Source organism: Cellulosimicrobium sp. JZ28 (assembly GCF_015327065.1).
GTDB lineage: Bacteria > Actinomycetota > Actinomycetes > Actinomycetales > Cellulomonadaceae > Cellulosimicrobium > Cellulosimicrobium funkei.
Genome location: NZ_CP017660.1, coordinates 4,205,720 through 4,222,906 on the forward strand (window position 1 = coordinate 4,205,720; position 17,187 = coordinate 4,222,906).

A 17,187-nucleotide genomic window follows, 5' to 3' on the forward strand; every position below is an offset into this window, starting at 1 on the left:
CGCCACCGGTGTCTCGCACCCCGAGAAACCCGAGAAAGAGGTAGACACATGACAGCGGTGTCCAGGAAGCGGCTCCTCGCCGCGGCCGCCGGTATCACGGCGGTGACGCTGACCCTGACCGCGTGCGGCGGGGGCTCGAGCGACGGCGAGGGCGACGGGGACGGCGGCGGTTCGGCGAGCGGCTCGCTCGTCATCGGCACCACCGACAAGGTCACGGTGCTCGACCCGGCCGGCTCGTACGACAACGGCTCGTTCGCCGTGATGAACCAGGTCTTCCCGTTCCTCATGAACACCCCGTACGGCAGCCCCGACGTCGAGCCCGACATCGCGGAGTCGGCCGAGTTCACCTCGCCGACCGAGTACACGGTCAAGCTCAAGCCGGGCCTCAAGTGGGCCAACGGCAACGACCTCACGTCGTCCGACGTGAAGTTCTCGTTCGACCGCCAGGTCGCGATCAACGACGAGAACGGGCCGGCGTCGCTGCTCTACAACCTCGACAGCGTCGAGGCGCCCGACGACACGACCGTCGTCTTCCACCTGAAGAGCGAGAACGACCAGCTCTTCCCGCAGATCCTGTCCAGCCCGGCGGGCCCGATCGTCGACGAGGACGTCTTCGCGGCCGACGCGCTCACCTCGGACCAGGACATCGTCGACGGCAAGGCGTTCGCCGGCCAGTACACGATCACGGGCTACAAGTTCAACGAGCTCGTCTCCTACGAGGCGTACGACGGCTACGAGGGCCTCCTCGGCCCGGCGAAGACCGACAAGGTCGCGGTGAAGTACTTCGCCGAGGCGTCGAACATGAAGCTCGAGATCCAGCAGGGCAAGATCGACGTCGCGTGGCGCAGCCTGTCCGCGACGGACATCGAGGACCTGCGCGGCAACGACGACGTCAAGGTCGTGGACGGCCCCGGCGGCGAGATCCGCTACATCACGTTCAACTTCGACACCCAGCCGTTCGGTGCGAAGACGCCGGAGGCCGACCCGGCCAAGGCGCTGGCCGTGCGCCAGGCGGCCGCATCGCTCATCGACCGCGACGAGCTCTCGGACCAGGTCTACAAGGGCACCTACACCCCGCTGTACTCCTACGTGCCCGCGGGGCTGACCGGCGCCGCCGAGCCGCTCAAGGAGATGTACGGCGACGGCGCGGGCAAGCCCGACGCGGCGAAGGCGCAGCAGCTCCTGGCCGACGCCGGCGTCGAGACGCCCGTGACGCTCAACCTGCAGTACTCGAACGACCACTACGGCCCGTCGTCGGCCGACGAGTACGCGCTCATCAAGGACCAGCTCGAGAAGGACGGCCTCTTCACGGTCAACCTGCAGACCACCGAGTGGGTCACGTACGCCAAGGAGCGCACGTCCGACGTCTACCCGGCGTACCAGCTCGGCTGGTTCCCGGACTACTCCGACGCGGACAACTACCTCACGCCGTTCTTCCTCACGGAGAACTTCCTGGTGAACCACTACGCCAACCAGGAGGTCAACGACCTCATCCTCCAGCAGGCGGCGACGCCCGACGCCGACGAGCGCACCGCGCTCATCGAGGAGATCCAGAGCAAGGTCGCGGCGGACCTGTCCACGCTCCCGTACCTCCAGGGCGCGCAGGTCGCGGTCGTCGGGACGGACGTGGAGGGGGCCGAGGACACGCTGGACCCGTCCTTCAAGTTCCGCTACGCGGCGCTGTCCAAGGGCTGACCGGCAGCTGCCCCAGCCGCCCGGCCCTCCCCGCGCGACCCGCGGGGAGGGCCGGGCACCGCTCGTCCGGACCGGCGACCACGCCGACGCCCGGGCACCTGAGGAAGAGACGACATGACGACCACCACCACCGACGTGCCCGTCGGCGAGGACGCGCCCCGCGACCCCGGCGGCACGGGGCGGGTGCGCACCCCACGCACGACCCGCCGTCGCGGCGGCGGGCTCGGGAGCTACATCCTGGTCCGCGCGCTGCTCATCATCCCGACGGTCTTCATCCTCGTGACCACGGTCTTCGTGGTCATGCGGGCCACGGGCGACCCGATCACCGCCGCGCTCGGCGGACGGCTCACGCCGGACCAGCTCGCCGAGCGCATCCACGAGGCCGGGTACGACCGCCCGGTGGTCGTGCAGTACCTCGAGTACCTCGGCGGCATCGTGCGCGGCGACTTCGGCACGACGATCAGCGACAACCGCCCGGTCACCGAGGTGCTCGCGACGTACGGGACCGCGACGCTCGAGCTCGCGGTCTACGCCCTGCTCGTCGCGTTCGTCGTCGGCATCCCGCTGGGCATGCTCGCGGGCTACCTGCGCGACCGCGTGCCCGACGCGATCCTGCGCGTCTCCGCGATCCTCGCCTACGCGACGCCCGTGTTCTTCGCCGGCCTCATGCTCAAGCTCGTCTTCTCGGTGTGGCTCGGCTGGCTGCCCGTGTCCGGGCGCGCGTCCACCGACGCGGAGATCGAGCTGCAGTTCCTCGACGACCCGACCGGCTTCTACCTGATCGACGCGATCCGGACGGGCGACCCGGCGATCGTCGGCGACGTGCTCCAGCACGCCGTGCTCCCGGCGCTCGCGCTCGGGCTGCTCACGGCGGGCGTGTTCCTCCGGCTCGTGCGCACCAACGTCATCGGGACGCTCTCGACCGACTACGTGGTCGCGGCGCGGTCGCGCGGCGTGCGCGAGTCCCGGCTCGTGCGCGCGCACGCGTGGCGCCCCGCGCTCATCCCCATCATCACCGTCATCGGGCTCCAGGTCGCGATGCTCCTCGCGGGCGCCGTGCTCACCGAGACGACGTTCGAGTGGAAGGGGCTCGGGTTCCAGCTCGCCGAGTACCTCCAGGCGCGCGACTTCGTCGCCGTGCAGGGGATCGTCGTGCTCATGGCCGTGATCGTCGCGGTCACGAACTTCCTCGTCGACATCATCGCGGCGCTCATCGACCCGAGGGTGAGGTACTGACATGGTCGCGGAGACCGTCGTCCCGGCCGGTCCGGGCACCGGGGGCCCCGTCCCCGTCGTCGTCCCCGAGCGCGGGCGCGTCGCGTGGTGGAAGCGTCTGCCCGTCGTCCACCAGCTCCGGCAGAGCGTCGGGCTGCAGCGCGGCATGCTCGTCACGGGCCTCGTCATCACGGGCCTCTTCCTGCTCACCGCCGCGCTCGCGCCCGTGCTCGCCCCCTACGGGTACAGCCAGCTCCGCACCGCGGACGGGCCGTTCGGCGCGCAGCAGCCGCCGTCCGCCGAGCACCTGCTCGGCACGACCGTCGGCGGCTACGACGTCCTGTCGCGCGTCATCTGGGGCGCGCAGACGGCGCTCCTCGTCATCGTCGTGGCGATCCTCGCCTCGATCGTCGTCGGGGTGCTGCTCGGGCTCGTCTCCGGGTACTTCGGCGGCTGGGCCGACCGCCTGCTCGTCGTGGTGTGCGACGCGATCTACGCGTTCCCGTCCCTGCTCCTCGCGATCCTCATGGCGATCGTCATCTCCGGCGGCCAGTCGAGCATGTGGGGCGGCATCCTCGCCGCGGCCTTCTCGATCACCGTGGTGTTCGTGCCGCAGTACTTCCGCGTCACGCGCGCGGAGGTCGTGCGGATCAAGGGCGAGGCGTTCGTCGACTCGGCGCGCGTGCTCGGCACGCCGCACCGGCGCATCATGGTGCGCCACGTCCTGCGGAACTCGACCCGCACGCTGCCGCTCATCGTCACGCTCAACGCGTCCGAGGCGATCCTCACGCTCGCCGGGCTCGGGTTCCTCGGGTTCGGCATCGAGCCGACGGCGGCCGCCGAGTGGGGCTACGACCTCAACAAGGCCGTGTCCGACGTGACGAGCGGCATCTGGTGGACCGCGCTCTTCCCGGGCCTCGCGATCGTGCTCGTGGTGCTCGGCATCACGCTCGTCGGCGAGAGCCTCAACGACCTCGCCGACCCGCGGCTGCGCTCCCGCCGCGCGTCCGCCGAGGTGTCGGGCGACGTCGCGGAGACGTCGGTCGTCCCGGGCGGCACGCTCATCGCCGGCCCCGGCGGCCTCGACGCGATCGAGGGCGCGGGCTCGCGCTCCGACGAGCTCGCGGCCGTCCCCGGGCAGCGCGAACCCGACGCCGTCGGGCTCGACGGGCGGGTCGGCAGCACCCCGGACGACGGCGGCCCTGCGACAGGTCCGGCGGCGGGCCCCGCGGCCGGTCCTGCGCCTGCTCCGGCGGACGCACCCCACGACGAGACGGAGGACCGGCGATGAGCGCCGTGACCGAGACGACCCGCCGCGAGAGCGGTGACGCCGCACGCCCCGTCGTGACGATCCGCGACCTCGCGGTGTCGTTCGCGACCGACGCCGGGGCGGTGCGCGCCGTCGACGGCGTCGACCTGGAGGTCGCACCCGGGGAGGTGCTGGCCGTCGTCGGCGAGTCGGGGTCCGGCAAGACGGTGACCGCGAAGACGATCCTCGGCCTGCTGCCGTCGACCGCGACGGCGCGCGGCGCCGTCGTGCTGACGAACAAGGCCGGGACGGCCGACCACGACGTCGTGACGCTGGGCGGCGAGCGGCTGCGCCAGGTCCGCGGGACCGACGTCGCGATGGTCTTCCAGGAGCCTTCCGCCGCGCTCAACCCGGTGTACACGGTGGGCTGGCAGATCGTCGAGGGCATCCGCGCGCACACGAAGGTGTCGCGGCGCGAGGCGCGCCGGCGCGCGGTCGACGTGCTGCGGCGCGTCGGCATCCCGGACCCGGAGACGCGCGTCGACCACTACCCGCACCAGTTCTCCGGCGGGCAGAAGCAGCGCATCGTCATCGCCATGGCCCTCGTGCTCGACCCGGGGCTCATCGTCGCCGACGAGCCCACGACCGCGCTCGACGTGACCGTCCAGGCCGAGATCCTCGACCTCCTGCGCCGGTGCCGCGACGAGTTCGGCACGGCCATCGTGCTCATCACGCACAACATGGGCGTCGTCGCGGACCTCGCCGACCGGGTCGCGGTCATGTACCAGGGGAAGGTCGTCGAGCAGGCGCCCGCGCGCGAGCTCTTCGCCGCCCCGCAGGCCGCGTACACGCGCGCGCTGCTCGACTCCGTGCCGCGCGTCGGCGAGGGGACCGCGCGGGCCGAGGCCCGCGCGTCGGCCCGCGACGCCGGGTGGGCGGACGCGGAGCCCGTGGTGGCCGCGCAGGGACTGACCGTCACCTACCCGGGCCGCCTGCGCCGTCCCGGCTTCACCGCGGTCGACGACGTCTCGCTCACCATCCGGCCCGGTGAGGTGCTCGGCCTCGTGGGCGAGTCCGGCTCCGGCAAGACGACGTTCGCGCGCGCCGTCGCCGGCCTCACCCGGGTGACGGGCGGGTCGCTGCGCGTGCTCGGCGTCGAGATGAACGGCGTGAAGGAGCGCGAGCTGCGCCCCGTGCGGCCGCGCATCGGGTTCGTGTTCCAGGACCCCGCGACGAGCTTCAACCCGCTGCTCACGATCGCGGACTGCGTCGCGGAGCCGCTCGTCGTGCACGGGCGCGCGGAGTCGCCCCAGGCGGCGCGCGGGCGCGTCGACGAGCTCCTGGAGGCCGTGCAGCTCCCGCGGTCGTACGGCGACCGGTTCCCGCACGAGCTCTCCGGCGGGCAGCGTCAGCGCGCGTCGCTCGCCCGGGCCCTCGCGCTCGACCCGGAGCTGCTCGTGGCCGACGAGCCGACGTCGGCGCTCGACGTCTCCGTGCAGGCGCGCGTGCTGGAGCTGTTCGCCGAGCTCCAGCGCGAGCTGGGTTTCGCGAGCCTGTTCGTGTCCCACGACCTCGCCGTCGTGGACCTGCTCTCCGACCGCATCGCGGTGCTCTACCGCGGGCGGCTGGTCGAGGAGGGCACGGGCGCCGAGGTGCTGGGCAGCCCGCGCGAGGAGTACACGCAGCGTCTCCTCGCGTCCCTGCCCGTGCCCGACCCGGTGCTCCAGGCGGAGCGCCGCGAGCAGCTCCGCGCCCTCCGCGGCGCCTGACGCCCCGGCCCGTCGGGGGAGAACCCTGGTCTGCCGAGGGAGAACCCTGGTCTGCCGAGGGAGAGCCGTGGTCCGCCGAGGTAGAGCCGTGGTCTGGCTCTCCCTCGGCGGGCGGGCGTCAGGCGAGGCCCAGGGACTGCTTCCACTCCAGGGGAAGGAGCGCGTACCCGACGAACGCGACGACGTCGAGCAGGGTGTGCGCGATCACGAGCGGCATGACGCGGTGCCGGCCCCAGCGGGACGTGTAGAACCACGAGAACACGACGCCCATGACGACGTTCCCGAGAAACGGTCCGAACCCCTGGTACAGGTGGTACGACCCGCGCAGGAGCGAGCTCCACACGACGAACTTCACGCGGCCCCACCCGAGGTCGCGCGTGCGCTCGAACAGGTAGCCGACCGCGATGACCTCCTCGAGCAGGCCGTTCTGCAGCGCGGCGAGGATGAGCACGGGCACCGTCCACCACGCGGCGTTGAGCGCCGACGCCTGGACCTCGACCGTGATGCCGAGGACACGCCCGAGCGCGTAGAACCCCAGGCCGGGGATCCCGATGGCCGCGGCGAGGGCGAACCCCCAGCCGACGTCGCGCAGCGGCCGGGCGCCGTCGAGCCCGATGGCACGGACGGCGGAGCGGCCGCGCGCGCTGAGCAGGTAGAGCGCGAGCGCGACGGGCAGCACGGCGAAGAAGATCCCGACGAGCTGGTAGGTGAGGTCGAGGTACGGGCGGGCCGACCGGCTCACGTTGAGGCTCGCGGACTGCTCGCCGAGCGGGGTCCCGGCGGTGAGCCGCGCGACGATGTTGATGATCGCGTAGACCGCGGACTTGCCGAGGCTGAGCCCGAGCACGATCCAGATCTCCGCGCCGATACGACGGCGCGTGGCGCGGTCCGGGCGCGCGGGAGCGCCGTCGGCGGTGCCGGGGACGACGGCGGCCGTCGGGCCGGGCACGGGCGCGGCGGGTGAGCCGGGAGCGGTCAGGTCGGGCACCGTCCGGTTATAGCACCGCTCACCGGAACCCACCTCGGTGCCTCCTGGACGGAACCTGTCCGCCGACCACGGGCGGAGCGCCCCGCGACCACGCGATCCGCGACCGGATCGGGGCGAAAGCGGTCGCGGACCCCGTGCTCGGCGGGTGGGGTTAGGGGCGGGGTGGGCGGCCCGGGCGGCGGGGCGGGCGGACGTCGCGGGGGAGGCGGCCCGCGTCGTCGAGCGCTCGGCGCAGGAGCATCTCGATCTGGGCGTTGACGCTGCGCAGGTCGTCGCCGGCCCAGCGGGCGAGGGCGTCGTGCACGGCGGGGTCGAGGCGCAGGAGGACCGACTTGCGCTGCGGCCGCTGCGCTCGGCCCGTGCCCGGGGTCGTCTCCGTGCCCGTGTCTGCGCCCGCGCCCGGGGCTGTGCCCGTGCCCGACGACGCCTGCTCGCCCGGAGAGGGTGCGTCGCCCTCCGGCGTGGCCTGCTGCCCGCCCGCGGGCACGCCGCGGCCCGACGACGGCTGGTCGCCGTCGTCGGGCGCGTCGCGCTTCTCGGGCGGCGTGGGCCCGACGGGCGTCACTGGTACAGGGACCCCGTGTTGACGACGGGCGTCACGCGGCTGTCGCCGCAGAGCACCACGAGGAGGTTGGAGACCATCGTCGCGCGGCGCTCGTCGTCGAGCGTGACGATGTCCTCGGCCTCGAGGCGGGACAGGGCGTCCTCGACCATCGACACCGCGCCCTCGACGATGCGCGAGCGTGCCGCGATGATCGCCCCGGCCTGCTGGCGCTGGAGCATCGCCTGTGCGATCTCGGGCGCGTACGCGAGGTTGGAGATGCGGGCCTCGATGACCTCGACGCCCGCCACGACGACGCGCTCCGCGACCTCCGCCGCGATCTCGGCCGAGACGACCTCCGTCGCGCCGCGCAGCGACTCCTCGCCGGCCTCGGCGTCGTCGTAGGGGTGGGACATCGCGACGTGGCGCAGCGCGGACTCGGCCTGGACCACGACGAAGTCGTCGTAGTCCTCGACCGCGAACGACGCCTTGGCGGTATCGGCGACCTGCCAGACGACGATCGCGGCGATGTTGATGGGGTTGCCGTCGGCGTCGTTGACCTTGAGCTCGCTCGTCTCGAAGTTCCGGACGCGCACGGACACGCGGCGGCGGGTGCTGAGCGGCACCGTCGCGACGAGGCCCGTGGTGCGGACGGTGCCGAGGTAGCGGCCGAAGAACTGGACGACGACCGTCTCGCCGGGGTTGATGACGGCGACGCCGGTCGGGACGAGCACGCCCGCGAGGAACGCCAGGACGCCGAGCGTGATGAGCACGGCGGGGTTGCCGGCCTCCGCCGCGGCGGCCACGACGAGCCCCGTGCCGCCGAGGAGCAGGACGATGCTCAGCGCGATGACGGCGGCCGCGCCACCCGCGCCGAGGGACCAGGCGGGCCGCTCGGTGACGTCGACGCGCGTGCCGTCGTGGCCGACGGGGCGGCCGGTCGGTTCGCCGCCGACGGACTCCTGCGGGGGTGCTGCGCTCTCGGTCACGATGGTCGTCCTCTCCTGCGGCGGGGCCGCGTCGTGTATAGCAAAGTGATATCACATTTCGGAGGAGCGCCGCCATCCGTCTCCCGGGTCTTGCGCGACGGCGCCCGCGTGTGGGAATCTACAAACAGGTTTGCAGTGCAAAGTAGTTTCCGGAACGTCCCGCACCACCGAGAGGCCACCATGACGACCGACCACGGCGACGCCGTCCACGACGGAGCCGTCGGCGAGCCCGACGAGCCGTCCCTCGGCGCCGCCGAGACGCTCCGCCTCATCCGGGAGCAGCAGGAGCGCGCGCGCCAGGCGACCGAGCCCGACTCCCGGCTGCTGTTCCTCGCGTGGGGCGTCGCGTGGCTCGTCGGCTACCTGTGCCTGTGGACGAGCGCGGTCCGGGTCGCGGACGGGACCGCGACGGTCCGCGTCACGAGCGGCGCCGGTCAGGTCATGGGCGCCCAGCCCGAGCCGTGGGCCTTCTGGGTCTTCTTCAGCCTCATCGCGGCCGCCGTCGCGTTCACGATCGTCCACAGCGTCACGCGCACCGCCGGGACGCGCGGCGTGAGCGCCCGCACCGGGGCGATGTACGGGTGGTCGTGGATGCTCGGGTTCCTCTGCTTCGGCCTCGTGCTCGGCGGGCTGGCCCGCGCCGGGGCGTCCGAGGAGGTCATGGCGCTCGCGAGCAACGCGTTCGCGTGCGTCGTCGTCGGCCTCCTCTACCTCGGCGGCGCGGCCGCGTTCGGCGACCGCGGGCTGTTCGTCCTCGGGGTGTGGATCCTCCTCACCGCGGCCGTCGCGACGTTCGCCGGGCTGCCGCTCACCTACCTCGTCATGGCGCTCGCGGGCGGCGGCGGCTTCCTCGTCATGGCCGCGATCGAGCAGGTCGTGCGCGTCCGACGACGGCGCCGCGCGTCCCGCCCCGTGCCCGCCCGGTCGGCGGAGGGTGCGGCCGATGCCTGAGACCGAGCTCGACCCCGTCATCCACGCACCCGCGCGGCTGCGCGTGGTCGCGACGCTCGCCACCCTCCCGACGGGCGACGAGCTGTCGTTCCCCAAGCTCCAGAAGCTCCTCGACATGACCGCCGGCAACCTCTCGACGCACCTGCGCAAGCTCGAGGACGCCGGCTACGTGACCGTCACCAAGACGCACGAGGGCCGCACGCCCGCCACCTACCTGTCCCTCACCGCCCGCGGTCGCGTCGCCTTCGAGGACTACACGACCGCCCTCGACGCCCTCCTGAAGGGAGCCCGACCATGAGCGACGAGCGCACCGAGCGCACCGAGCGCACCGAGCGCGCCCCGCGCACCGGCCCGGTCCGGACCGCCCGAGCCGAGCCCGCGCCGTCGGGCACGGACCACACCCCGCCCGTGGTCGCCGTCGACCGCGTGACGCGTCGCTTCGGCGCGGTCGTCGCGCTCGACGACGTCTCCCTCACCGTCGGGGGCGGCGAGCTCGTCGGGCTGCTCGGCCCGAACGGCGCCGGGAAGTCGACGCTGCTGTCCCTGGTCAGCGGGCAGCGACGGCCCGACTCCGGGACGGTGCGGCTCCTCGGGGGCGACCCGCGCGACGCGCGCAGCCGCGCCGGCCTCGGCCTCACGCCGCAGGAGACGGGCCTGCCCGCGACGCTCAAGGTGCGGGAGGTCGTGGACTTCGTCGGCGGCCACTACCCCGACCCGGTCCCGACGGCGGAGCTGCTCGAGCAGTTCGGCCTCACCGAGCTCGCGGGCCGCCAGACGGGCGCGATGTCCGGCGGGCAGAAGCGCCGCCTCGCCGTCGCGCTCTCGCTCGTGGGCCGCCCGCGCGTCGTGCTGCTCGACGAGCCGACGACGGGGCTCGACGTCGGCGCGCGGCAGGCGCTGTGGGACGCGATCCGCGCGTACCACGCGGGCGGCGGGACGGTGCTGCTCACGAGCCACTACCTCGAGGAGGTGCAGGCGCTCGCGCAGCGCGTCGTCGTCATCGACCAGGGCGTCGTGAAGGCCGACGACTCGCTCGACGCGATCCTGCGGCGCGTGTCCCTGCGGCGCGTCGTCGTCGGGTCGGCCGTCGACCTGCGCGACCGTCCGGGCGTCGTGCGGGCCGACCGCCTCGGCGACGGCCGCCAGGAGCTGTACACGCCCGACGCCGACGCGCTCGTGCGCGAGCTCGTCACCTCGGGCGTCGACTTCCACGACCTCGAGATCCGAGGCGCGAGCCTCGAGGAGGCGTTCGAGCAGATGGTCGCGCGCGACGCGGCCCCGACGACGGAGGCACGGGCCCGATGACCACCACGACCACCACCCCGCGGACGGCGGCTCTGCCCGGGCCGCTGCGCCTCACGTGGCTGCACCTCAAGTACCAGTTCCTCGAGACCGTGCGCGTACCCGTCGCGGTGCTCGGCAACCTGCTGTTCCCCGCGCTCGCGATGTTCTTCTTCGTCGTGCCGCAGAAGGCCGTGGCGCAGGACCCGGTGGCGGCGACCATGGCCGTCGCGTCGCTCGGTCTGTTCGCGATCTGCTCGGCGAGCCTGTTCACGTACGGGCTCGGCGTCGCGGAGGACCGGCAGCTGCCGTTCGACCCGTTCGTCCGCACGCTGCCCGCGGGGCCCGCGCCGCGCATGGCGGCGCGCGTGCTCAACGGCGGGATCTTCTCGCTGTTCGGCCTCGTGCCGCTCATCCTCATCGGCTGGCTGTTCACCGACGCGAGCGTCACCGCGACCCAGCTCCTCGCGGGCGTCGGGACGGTGCTGCTCGTGTCCGTGCCGTTCGTGCTGCTCGGCATGGCGATCGGCTACTCGCTGTCGGCGAAGGCGGCGCTCCCGGTGGTGCAGGTGATCCTCTTCCCGCTCGCGTTCGCGGGCGGCCTGTTCCTGCCGCCGTTCCTCTTCCCCGACTGGCTCGACGCGATCTCGAAGGCCACCCCGACCCGCGCGGGCCGCGACCTGCTCGTCCAGGCCCTCACGGGCGAGCCGGCGTACGGCGCGGCGTGGTTCGTGCTCCTGGGCTGGACGGTGCTGTTCGCCGTCCTCGCGGTCGGCGCCTACCGCCGCGACGAGGGCCGCCGCTTCCGCTGACCCTCACGCCCCTGCTGACCCCACCCCTCCCGCCGAGCACGGGGACGGCGACCGGATCCGAGCGATTCTGGTCGCCGTCCCCGTGTTCGGCGGTTTTCGGTTCCGGGTGTCAGGCAGCGCGGCGCAGGCGCAGGGAGTTCCCGACGACGAGCACCGAGCTCGCGGCCATCGCCGCGCCCGCGATCATCGGGTTGAGCAGGCCGGCCGCCGCGAGCGGGATGGCCGCGACGTTGTACGCGAAGGCCCAGAAGAGGTTCTGCTGGATGACGCGCAGCGTGCGGCGCGACAGCCGGATCGCGGTCGCCGCGCTGCGCAGGTCGCCGCGGACGAGCGTGAGGTCGCTCGCCTCGATCGCGACGTCCGTGCCGGTCCCCATCGCGAGCCCGAGGTCGGCCGTCGCGAGCGCGGCGGCGTCGTTGACGCCGTCCCCGACCATCGCGACGACGCGGCCCTCGCGCTGGAGCCGGGCCACGACGTCGACCTTCTCGTCGGGGAGGACGCGCGCGACGACGTCCGTCTCCGCGATGCCGACGGCGCGCGCCGCCTCGAGGGCCGCGCCCTCGCCGTCGCCCGTGAGCAGGTAGGGCCGCAGGCCGAGCTCCCGGAGCTCGCGCACGGCCTCCGCCGACGTGGGCTTCACCGGGTCGCGCAGCACGAGCACCGCGCGCGCCCGGCCGTCCCACGCGACGACGACGGCGCTCGCCCCCGACGCCTCGGCCGCCGCGAACGCGTCGTCGAGGGCCGGCTTCGGGGTCACGCCCTCGCGCGCGAGCCACGCGGGCTGCCCGACGAGCACCCGGCGCGCGGTGAGCCCCGCGGCCCCGGCGCCTAGCGAGAGGCCCGAGTGCGCGGTCCGGACGACGGCCTCGACCCCGCCGCCCGGGGCGCTGCGGAAGTCGAACGCCTGCAGCGATCCCACCGCGACGCCGTCGGCCCCGACCCGGGGGCCGTCGTCCGACGCCGGGACGCCCGCGGGCAGGTCGCGCGCGGCCGCGGTGATCGCGCGGGCGATCGGGTGCTCGCTCAGGGCCTCGACCGCGCCCGCCTGGCGCAGGGCGTCGCGCGCGTCCGCGGCCGTCGGGTCGGCGGCCACGAGCCGGTCGAGCGGCGCGCGGCCCGACGGCGTGACGACCGCCTCGAGCGCCATCGCGCCCTGGGTGACCGTGCCCGTCTTGTCGAGCACCACCGTGTCGACGCGGCGCGTCGACTCGAGGATCTCCGGGCCCTTGATGAGAACGCCGAGCTGCGCGCCCCGGCCCGTGCCGACGAGCAGGGCCGTCGGCGTCGCGAGCCCCAGCGCGCACGGGCACGCGATGATGAGGACCGCGACCGCGGCGGTGAACGCGAGCTGCGTCCCGGCACCCGCGAGGAGCCACGCCGCCAGGGTCCCCACCGCGAGCACGAGCACGACCGGCACGAACACCGCGGAGATACGGTCCGCGAGCCGCTGCACCGGCGCCTTGCCCGTCTGGGCCTGCGTGACGAGGCGGCCGATCTGCGCGAGCGTCGTCTCCTCGCCCACGCGCGTCGCCCGCACCAGCAGCGCGCCCGCCGCGTTCACCGTCGCCCCGGTCACGGCGTCGCCGGGGCCGACGTCGACCGGCACCGGCTCGCCCGTGAGCAGCGACGTGTCGACGGCGCTCGACCCCTCGAGCACGACGCCGTCCGTCGCGACCTTGTCGCCCGGCCGCACGAGGAACACGTCGCCCACCGCGAGGTCGGCGACGGGCACGCGCTCGGTGTCGCGCGCGCCGTCGGGCCCGGTGCGCGGGGTGCCGTCGGGGGCGAGCAGCACGCGCTCCGCGTCCTTCGCGCCCAGCGCGAGCAGCGACCGCAGCGCGTCGCCCGCGCGCCGCTTCGAGCGGTGCTCGGCGTACCGGCCGGCGAGCAGGAACGTCGTGACGACGGCCGCGACCTCGAAGTAGAGCTCGGGCGCGGCGCCCGCGTGACCGCGCGACGGGACGAGCGTCGGCTCCATGCGCATCCCGAGCTCGCCCGCGCCGCCCAGCAGCAGCGCCCACAGCGACCAGAGCGTCGCGGCGACCACGCCGAGCGACACGAGCGTGTCCATCGTCGACGCGCCGTGCCGGGCCGCGCGGAACGCCGCCGCGTGGAACGGCCACGCGGCCCACGTGACGACGGGCAGCGAGAGCGCCGCGACGACCCACTGCCAGCCGGTGAACTGCAGCGCCGGGACCATCGACAGCGCGACGACCGGCACGGTGAGGACCGCCGCGACGCGCAGGCGCCGCGCGAGCACGACGCCCCGGTCGGGGGTGTCGAGCCGTCGTGGGGCCCGGCGGTGGCGCGGTCGGGCTCGACAGCGCGGTCAGGCCCGACGGCGCGGTCGGGCTCGATGGCGGGGGCCGGCTCGGTGGCGGGGTCGGCGGAGGTGCGCGGGCCCGCCTCCGGGTCCTCCGGCCGCACCGCCGCCTCGGCGGTCGCTACGGCGGTCGTCTCGCCCTGATCCGCCGGGGGAGTGCCCTGGTCGGTCGCGGCGGCTGCGCGGCGGGTCGTGACGCGGGCCGTGTAGCCGGCCTTCTCGACGGCCTCGACGAGGTCGGCGTCGGTGACGTCGGTCGCGAGGACGACGTGCGCGGTCTCCAGCGGAAGGTTGACCGTCGCGGTGACGCCCTCGACGCGGTTGAGGCGCTTCTCGACGCGCGCGACGCACGACGCGCACGTCATGCCGCCGATCGCGAGGTCGACCTCGGCGACGGGCCGGGCCTCCGCGGCTCCGCCGGGTGCGGCGGTCGGCGTGGGCGCGGGCTGTGCGGTCATCGGTGGGGCTCCTCGACGGGGTGCGGGGCGAGGTCGCCGCGGTGGTCCGGCGTGGTGGCCGTCGCGGCGTGCGCGGCGCTGCTGGTGCGCGCGGGGGTCGGGGGTCGCGGTGGCGACCGGGACCCGGGGTGCCCGACGACGGTCGCGGCCTCGTGCGGTCGAGGCGCGTCCCGCCGTCGGGCACCGGGGAGGTGCGGACCGGGGACGGTCAGGCGCGGGGCGGGACCTGAAGGTCGTACGTCTTCGTCGCGGGGGCGGCGTCGGCGGCGGGCTCGGTGCCGCAGCCGCACGCGCAGTCGTGCGCCTCCTGCTTGTCGGCCGCCTGCTCGGCGTACTGCGCGGCGAGCGCGTCCTGCTGGACCTCGACCGACGCGACCTCGTACCCGGCCTCGTCGACGGCCTCGCGCAGCGCGGCCTCGTCGAGCGGGTCGTCGGAGAAGACCGTGACCTCGGACGTGCTGCCGACGCGGAGCTCGACGCTCACGTTCTCGACGCCGGCGACGGCCTCGAGGTCCTTCGTGACGTGGGCGACGCAGTTGCCGCAGGTCATGCCGGTGACGCCCAGGGTCGTGACGGTGCTCATGGTGCTCCTCGGGTGGTGGGGTGGTCAGCTGCGGACGAGGCGGGCGATGGCGTCGGCGGCCTCCTTGACCTTCGCCGCGCCCTCCGCCTCGGACTGGCGGGCCGCGTCCACGACGCAGTGGCCCAGGTGGTCCTCGACGAGGCCGATGCTCACGGCCTGGAGCGCCTTGGTGACGGCGGAGACCTGCGTGAGGATGTCGATGCAGTAGACGTCCTCGTCGATCATGCGGGCGATGCCGCGCACCTGGCCCTCGATGCGGCGCATGCGCTTGAGGTACGCCTCCTTGTCGGACGCGTAGCCGTGCGGACCGGTGTGGACCGCCTGCTCCTGCTCGACGGCCGTCGCCTCGGTCGTGTCGCTCATGCTCTCCTCCTCGTCCAGGACGCGGTAGCGCGCCCGCCGCGCGGGTGGTGCGGCGGTGATACCCCGTCAGGGTACGCTCCATCATACCCCCGTGAGGTATCCGTCGGGAGGTTCGACGATCCCCTCCGAGCGCATGACACGTGTCATGCCCGTCGGGTGAGGACTCCACCCCGTCCGGTGACGGGCCGCACTGCCGCAGACGCCGTGCCGCCGCGAGGCTGGAGGCACCACCAACGAGAGGCGCACCATGACCGACATCGTCACCGGGCTCCAGGACCTCACGCAGGGCCTGCCGCCCTTCCTGCGCTGGGTCGGGGTCCTGCTCGCCGGCGCGATCCCCTACGTCGAGGCCGAGGGCGCGGCGGTCCTCGGGGTCGTGGCGGGCGTCAACCCGTTCGTCGCCATCCCGGTCGCGATCGTCGGCAACGCGATCGCGCTCGCCCTGGTCGTCTGGGTCATCGGCGCCGCACGCAGCGGGATCACGCGCGGACGGACCGTCGAGACCACGCCCAAGCGCCAGCGGATGCGGCAGGTGTTCGACCGCTACGGCGTGCCCGGCGTCAGCCTCCTCGGGCCGCTGCTCCTGCCGAGCCACGTCACCGCCGCGGCGATGGTCGGGTTCGGGGCCCCGCGCGCCCGCGTCTTCACGTGGGGCGTCGTGGCCGTCGCGGCCTGGGCCCTCGTGCTGGGCGTCGTCGTGCACCTCGGGGTGAGCGCCGCCGTCGGCTGACGGCCGGTCACGACGCCGTCACGACGGCATCACGATTCGGCACCCGCCGCGCGGTGCCCCGGGCACGCACCTACCCTCCCAAGCATGGGCAGGGGAGCCGGAGCACGACGCGCGCTGCGCGTGGCGGTGGTGTCGGTCGCGCTCGCGGGACGGGCGTCGTCGCGGCGCCACCCGCGGGCGCGTGCGCGTGCGGCGGCCTCGTCGACGGGCCCGCGTACGACACGGCGGTCTCCCACGAGACCGCGGTCCTCCAGTGGGACGGGACCACCGAGACGATGCTCGTCGAGCTCTCCACGCTGTCGAACGCGCCCGAGGTCGGCCTGCTGCTGCCCACGCCCGCACCGGCGCAGGTCGCGCTCGCCGACCCGCAGGTGTTCCGCGAGCTCGACGAGCTCACCCGGCCGCGCGCCGTCGTCTCCGACACCCGGTGGTGGCCCGAGCTCGGCTTCGGGAGCGGCGCGGACGCCGTGGCGGGCGCGGGCGTCACGGTGCTCGACGAGGTCCGCCTCGGGCCGCTCGACGTCACGACGCTCGGCGCGAGCGACGCCGGCGCGCTCGACGCCTGGCTCACCGAGCGCGGGTTCCAGCTCCCCGAGACGATCCGGACGGCCCTCACCCCCTACGTCGGCGAGGGCTGGTCGTTCGTCGCGGCCCGGCTCGCGCCCGAGGAGGCCGCCGCGTTCGACGGCACGCTCCAGCCGCTCCGGGTCACGTTCCCGAGCGGCTCGCTCGTCTACCCCATGCGCATGTCGGCCGTCGCGGAGGACCCCCAGAGCACGCGCACGTACGTCCTGGCCGACCACCGCGTCGACCGCGTCGACCCGACCGCCGAGGCGCAGGAGCCGACCGTGCGCTTCGCCGGGCGTCTCGACCCGGCGGACGTCGCGTCGGAGGAGCTCGCGGCGCTGCTCGCCGCCGGCGGCTTCGTCACGGCCCACGAGCAGGTGTTCACCGAGCCGGCGACGCAGATCGTCTCCGACTTCTCCTTCGCCCCCGCCGCCGCGGACGTCGCCTTCACCCCGACGTACGCCGTGGTCGCGGAGAAGCGGATCGGGCCGTTCTTCGCCGGGCCCGTCCTCGCGTTCGCCGGCGTGCTCGCGCTCGCGGCGCTCGTCGTCTGGCGAGGCCGACGACGGCGCGCGCCCTCGCCGGCCCTCGCGCCGCACCCCGCGCGCGCCTGAGCGACGCGACCCGGCCCGCTGCCCGGGTCACCCCGTACGGGCGAGACGCGCGGTTCGCC

At 74.4% G+C, this 17,187-nt stretch carries 15 protein-coding genes and 1 pseudogene; 10 read left to right on the plus strand and 6 right to left on the minus strand.

Going from position 1 to position 17,187, the window contains the following annotated elements; translation table 11 throughout:
• Window positions 1–48: 48 nt before the first annotated feature.
• The 4 genes from BJP59_RS18840 (at window position 49) to BJP59_RS18855 (ending at window position 5,928) form a co-directional block, all read left to right on the plus strand.
• A complete protein-coding gene (locus BJP59_RS18840; protein ID WP_085386786.1) occupies window positions 49–1,695 on the plus strand; it encodes an ABC transporter substrate-binding protein in 1,647 nt (548 codons plus the stop codon).
• 114 nt (window positions 1,696–1,809) lie between these two features.
• Window positions 1,810–2,931: an ABC transporter permease gene (locus tag BJP59_RS18845; RefSeq protein WP_081600020.1), complete on the plus strand. Its 1,122-nt coding sequence runs from the start codon at window positions 1,810–1,812 to the stop codon at window positions 2,929–2,931.
• 145 nt (window positions 2,932–3,076) lie between these two features.
• Window positions 3,077–4,201, plus strand: coding sequence for an ABC transporter permease (locus tag BJP59_RS18850; RefSeq protein ID WP_442861554.1), 1,125 nt, complete (start codon window positions 3,077–3,079; stop codon window positions 4,199–4,201).
• Complete coding sequence (locus tag BJP59_RS18855) at window positions 4,198–5,928, plus strand: dipeptide ABC transporter ATP-binding protein (RefSeq protein WP_168945851.1); 1,731 nt, start codon at window positions 4,198–4,200, stop codon at window positions 5,926–5,928. The genes BJP59_RS18850 and BJP59_RS18855 overlap by 4 nt, the downstream gene beginning before the upstream one ends.
• A gap of 118 nt (window positions 5,929–6,046) precedes the next feature.
• Here BJP59_RS18855 and BJP59_RS18860 read toward each other — a convergent pair whose 3' ends face one another.
• From BJP59_RS18860 to BJP59_RS18870, 3 genes are all read right to left on the minus strand, one after another.
• Window positions 6,047–6,907 (minus strand): CPBP family intramembrane glutamic endopeptidase, encoded by an 861-nt coding sequence (locus BJP59_RS18860; RefSeq protein WP_369824808.1) that lies wholly within the window; start codon window positions 6,905–6,907, stop codon window positions 6,047–6,049.
• Window positions 6,908–7,067: 160 nt separating this feature from the next.
• Window positions 7,068–7,481: an AT hook motif protein gene (locus BJP59_RS18865; RefSeq protein WP_194523156.1), complete on the minus strand. Its 414-nt coding sequence runs from the start codon at window positions 7,479–7,481 to the stop codon at window positions 7,068–7,070.
• Window positions 7,478–8,446 carry an SPFH domain-containing protein gene (locus BJP59_RS18870; protein ID WP_021482834.1) on the minus strand — a complete coding sequence of 323 codons (969 nt, stop codon included), beginning with the start codon at window positions 8,444–8,446 and terminating at the stop codon, window positions 7,478–7,480. Before BJP59_RS18870 ends, BJP59_RS18865 begins: the two co-directional genes overlap by 4 nt.
• Window positions 8,447–8,626: 180 nt before the next feature.
• On the opposite strand from BJP59_RS18870, the gene BJP59_RS18875 reads away from it, so the two are divergent.
• Genes BJP59_RS18875 through BJP59_RS18890 form a run of 4 tightly spaced genes read left to right on the plus strand, consistent with a single transcriptional unit; the run spans window position 8,627 to window position 11,490 of the window.
• Window positions 8,627–9,397: a hypothetical protein gene (locus tag BJP59_RS18875; RefSeq protein ID WP_194521740.1), complete on the plus strand. Its 771-nt coding sequence runs from the start codon at window positions 8,627–8,629 to the stop codon at window positions 9,395–9,397.
• On the plus strand, window positions 9,390–9,695 hold the full coding sequence (locus tag BJP59_RS18880) for a transcriptional regulator (protein WP_021482836.1): 306 nt from the start codon (window positions 9,390–9,392) through the stop codon (window positions 9,693–9,695). The genes BJP59_RS18875 and BJP59_RS18880 overlap by 8 nt, the downstream gene beginning before the upstream one ends.
• Window positions 9,692–10,702 carry an ABC transporter ATP-binding protein gene (locus tag BJP59_RS18885; protein WP_194521741.1) on the plus strand — a complete coding sequence of 337 codons (1,011 nt, stop codon included), beginning with the start codon at window positions 9,692–9,694 and terminating at the stop codon, window positions 10,700–10,702. Before BJP59_RS18880 ends, BJP59_RS18885 begins: the two co-directional genes overlap by 4 nt.
• A complete protein-coding gene (locus tag BJP59_RS18890) occupies window positions 10,699–11,490 on the plus strand; it encodes an ABC transporter permease (RefSeq protein ID WP_137279903.1) in 792 nt (263 codons plus the stop codon). The genes BJP59_RS18885 and BJP59_RS18890 overlap by 4 nt, the downstream gene beginning before the upstream one ends.
• 109 nt (window positions 11,491–11,599) lie before the next feature.
• On the opposite strand, the pseudogene BJP59_RS18895 reads toward BJP59_RS18890, so the two are convergent.
• The 3 genes and pseudogenes from BJP59_RS18895 to BJP59_RS18905 all read right to left on the minus strand — a co-directional run bounded on the left by BJP59_RS18895 (window position 11,600) and on the right by BJP59_RS18905 (window position 15,217).
• Window positions 11,600–14,271: pseudogene (locus tag BJP59_RS18895) on the minus strand (heavy metal translocating P-type ATPase).
• Window positions 14,272–14,479: 208 nt separating this feature from the next.
• Window positions 14,480–14,854: a heavy-metal-associated domain-containing protein gene (locus BJP59_RS18900; protein ID WP_021483343.1), complete on the minus strand. Its 375-nt coding sequence runs from the start codon at window positions 14,852–14,854 to the stop codon at window positions 14,480–14,482.
• Between the two features lie 24 nt (window positions 14,855–14,878).
• The gene (locus tag BJP59_RS18905) at window positions 14,879–15,217 is read right to left on the minus strand and encodes a metal-sensitive transcriptional regulator (RefSeq protein WP_061267062.1); all 339 of its coding nucleotides are present in this window, start codon (window positions 15,215–15,217) and stop codon (window positions 14,879–14,881) included.
• A 247-nt stretch (window positions 15,218–15,464) separates the two neighbouring features.
• Here BJP59_RS18905 and BJP59_RS18910 point away from each other — a divergent pair, with 247 nt between their 5' ends.
• Window positions 15,465–15,947 carry a hypothetical protein gene (locus BJP59_RS18910; RefSeq protein ID WP_021483345.1) on the plus strand — a complete coding sequence of 161 codons (483 nt, stop codon included), beginning with the start codon at window positions 15,465–15,467 and terminating at the stop codon, window positions 15,945–15,947.
• A 53-nt stretch (window positions 15,948–16,000) separates the two neighbouring features.
• Window positions 16,001–17,128: a DUF2330 domain-containing protein gene (locus tag BJP59_RS18915; RefSeq protein WP_194521742.1), complete on the plus strand. Its 1,128-nt coding sequence runs from the start codon at window positions 16,001–16,003 to the stop codon at window positions 17,126–17,128.
• Window positions 17,129–17,187: the final 59 nt, after the last annotated feature.

What these genes read in the sequence shown, in the direction of transcription:
- BJP59_RS18840 (WP_085386786.1), top strand. Translation starts at nt 49, where the DNA reads ATGACAGCGGTGTCCAGGAAGCGGCTCCTCGCCGCGGCCGCCGGTATC.
- BJP59_RS18875 (WP_194521740.1), top strand. Translation starts at nt 8,627, where the DNA reads ATGACGACCGACCACGGCGACGCCGTCCACGACGGAGCCGTCGGCGAG.
- BJP59_RS18850 (WP_442861554.1), top strand. Translation starts at nt 3,077, where the DNA reads ATGCTCGTCACGGGCCTCGTCATCACGGGCCTCTTCCTGCTCACCGCC.
- BJP59_RS18885 (WP_194521741.1), top strand. Translation starts at nt 9,692, where the DNA reads ATGAGCGACGAGCGCACCGAGCGCACCGAGCGCACCGAGCGCGCCCCG.
- BJP59_RS18880 (WP_021482836.1), top strand. Translation starts at nt 9,390, where the DNA reads ATGCCTGAGACCGAGCTCGACCCCGTCATCCACGCACCCGCGCGGCTG.
- BJP59_RS18890 (WP_137279903.1), top strand. Translation starts at nt 10,699, where the DNA reads ATGACCACCACGACCACCACCCCGCGGACGGCGGCTCTGCCCGGGCCG.
- BJP59_RS18855 (WP_168945851.1), top strand. Translation starts at nt 4,198, where the DNA reads ATGAGCGCCGTGACCGAGACGACCCGCCGCGAGAGCGGTGACGCCGCA.
- BJP59_RS18900 (WP_021483343.1), bottom strand. Translation starts at nt 14,854, where the DNA reads ATGAGCACCGTCACGACCCTGGGCGTCACCGGCATGACCTGCGGCAAC.
- BJP59_RS18845 (WP_081600020.1), top strand. Translation starts at nt 1,810, where the DNA reads ATGACGACCACCACCACCGACGTGCCCGTCGGCGAGGACGCGCCCCGC.
- BJP59_RS18910 (WP_021483345.1), top strand. Translation starts at nt 15,465, where the DNA reads ATGACCGACATCGTCACCGGGCTCCAGGACCTCACGCAGGGCCTGCCG.
- BJP59_RS18905 (WP_061267062.1), bottom strand. Translation starts at nt 15,217, where the DNA reads ATGAGCGACACGACCGAGGCGACGGCCGTCGAGCAGGAGCAGGCGGTC.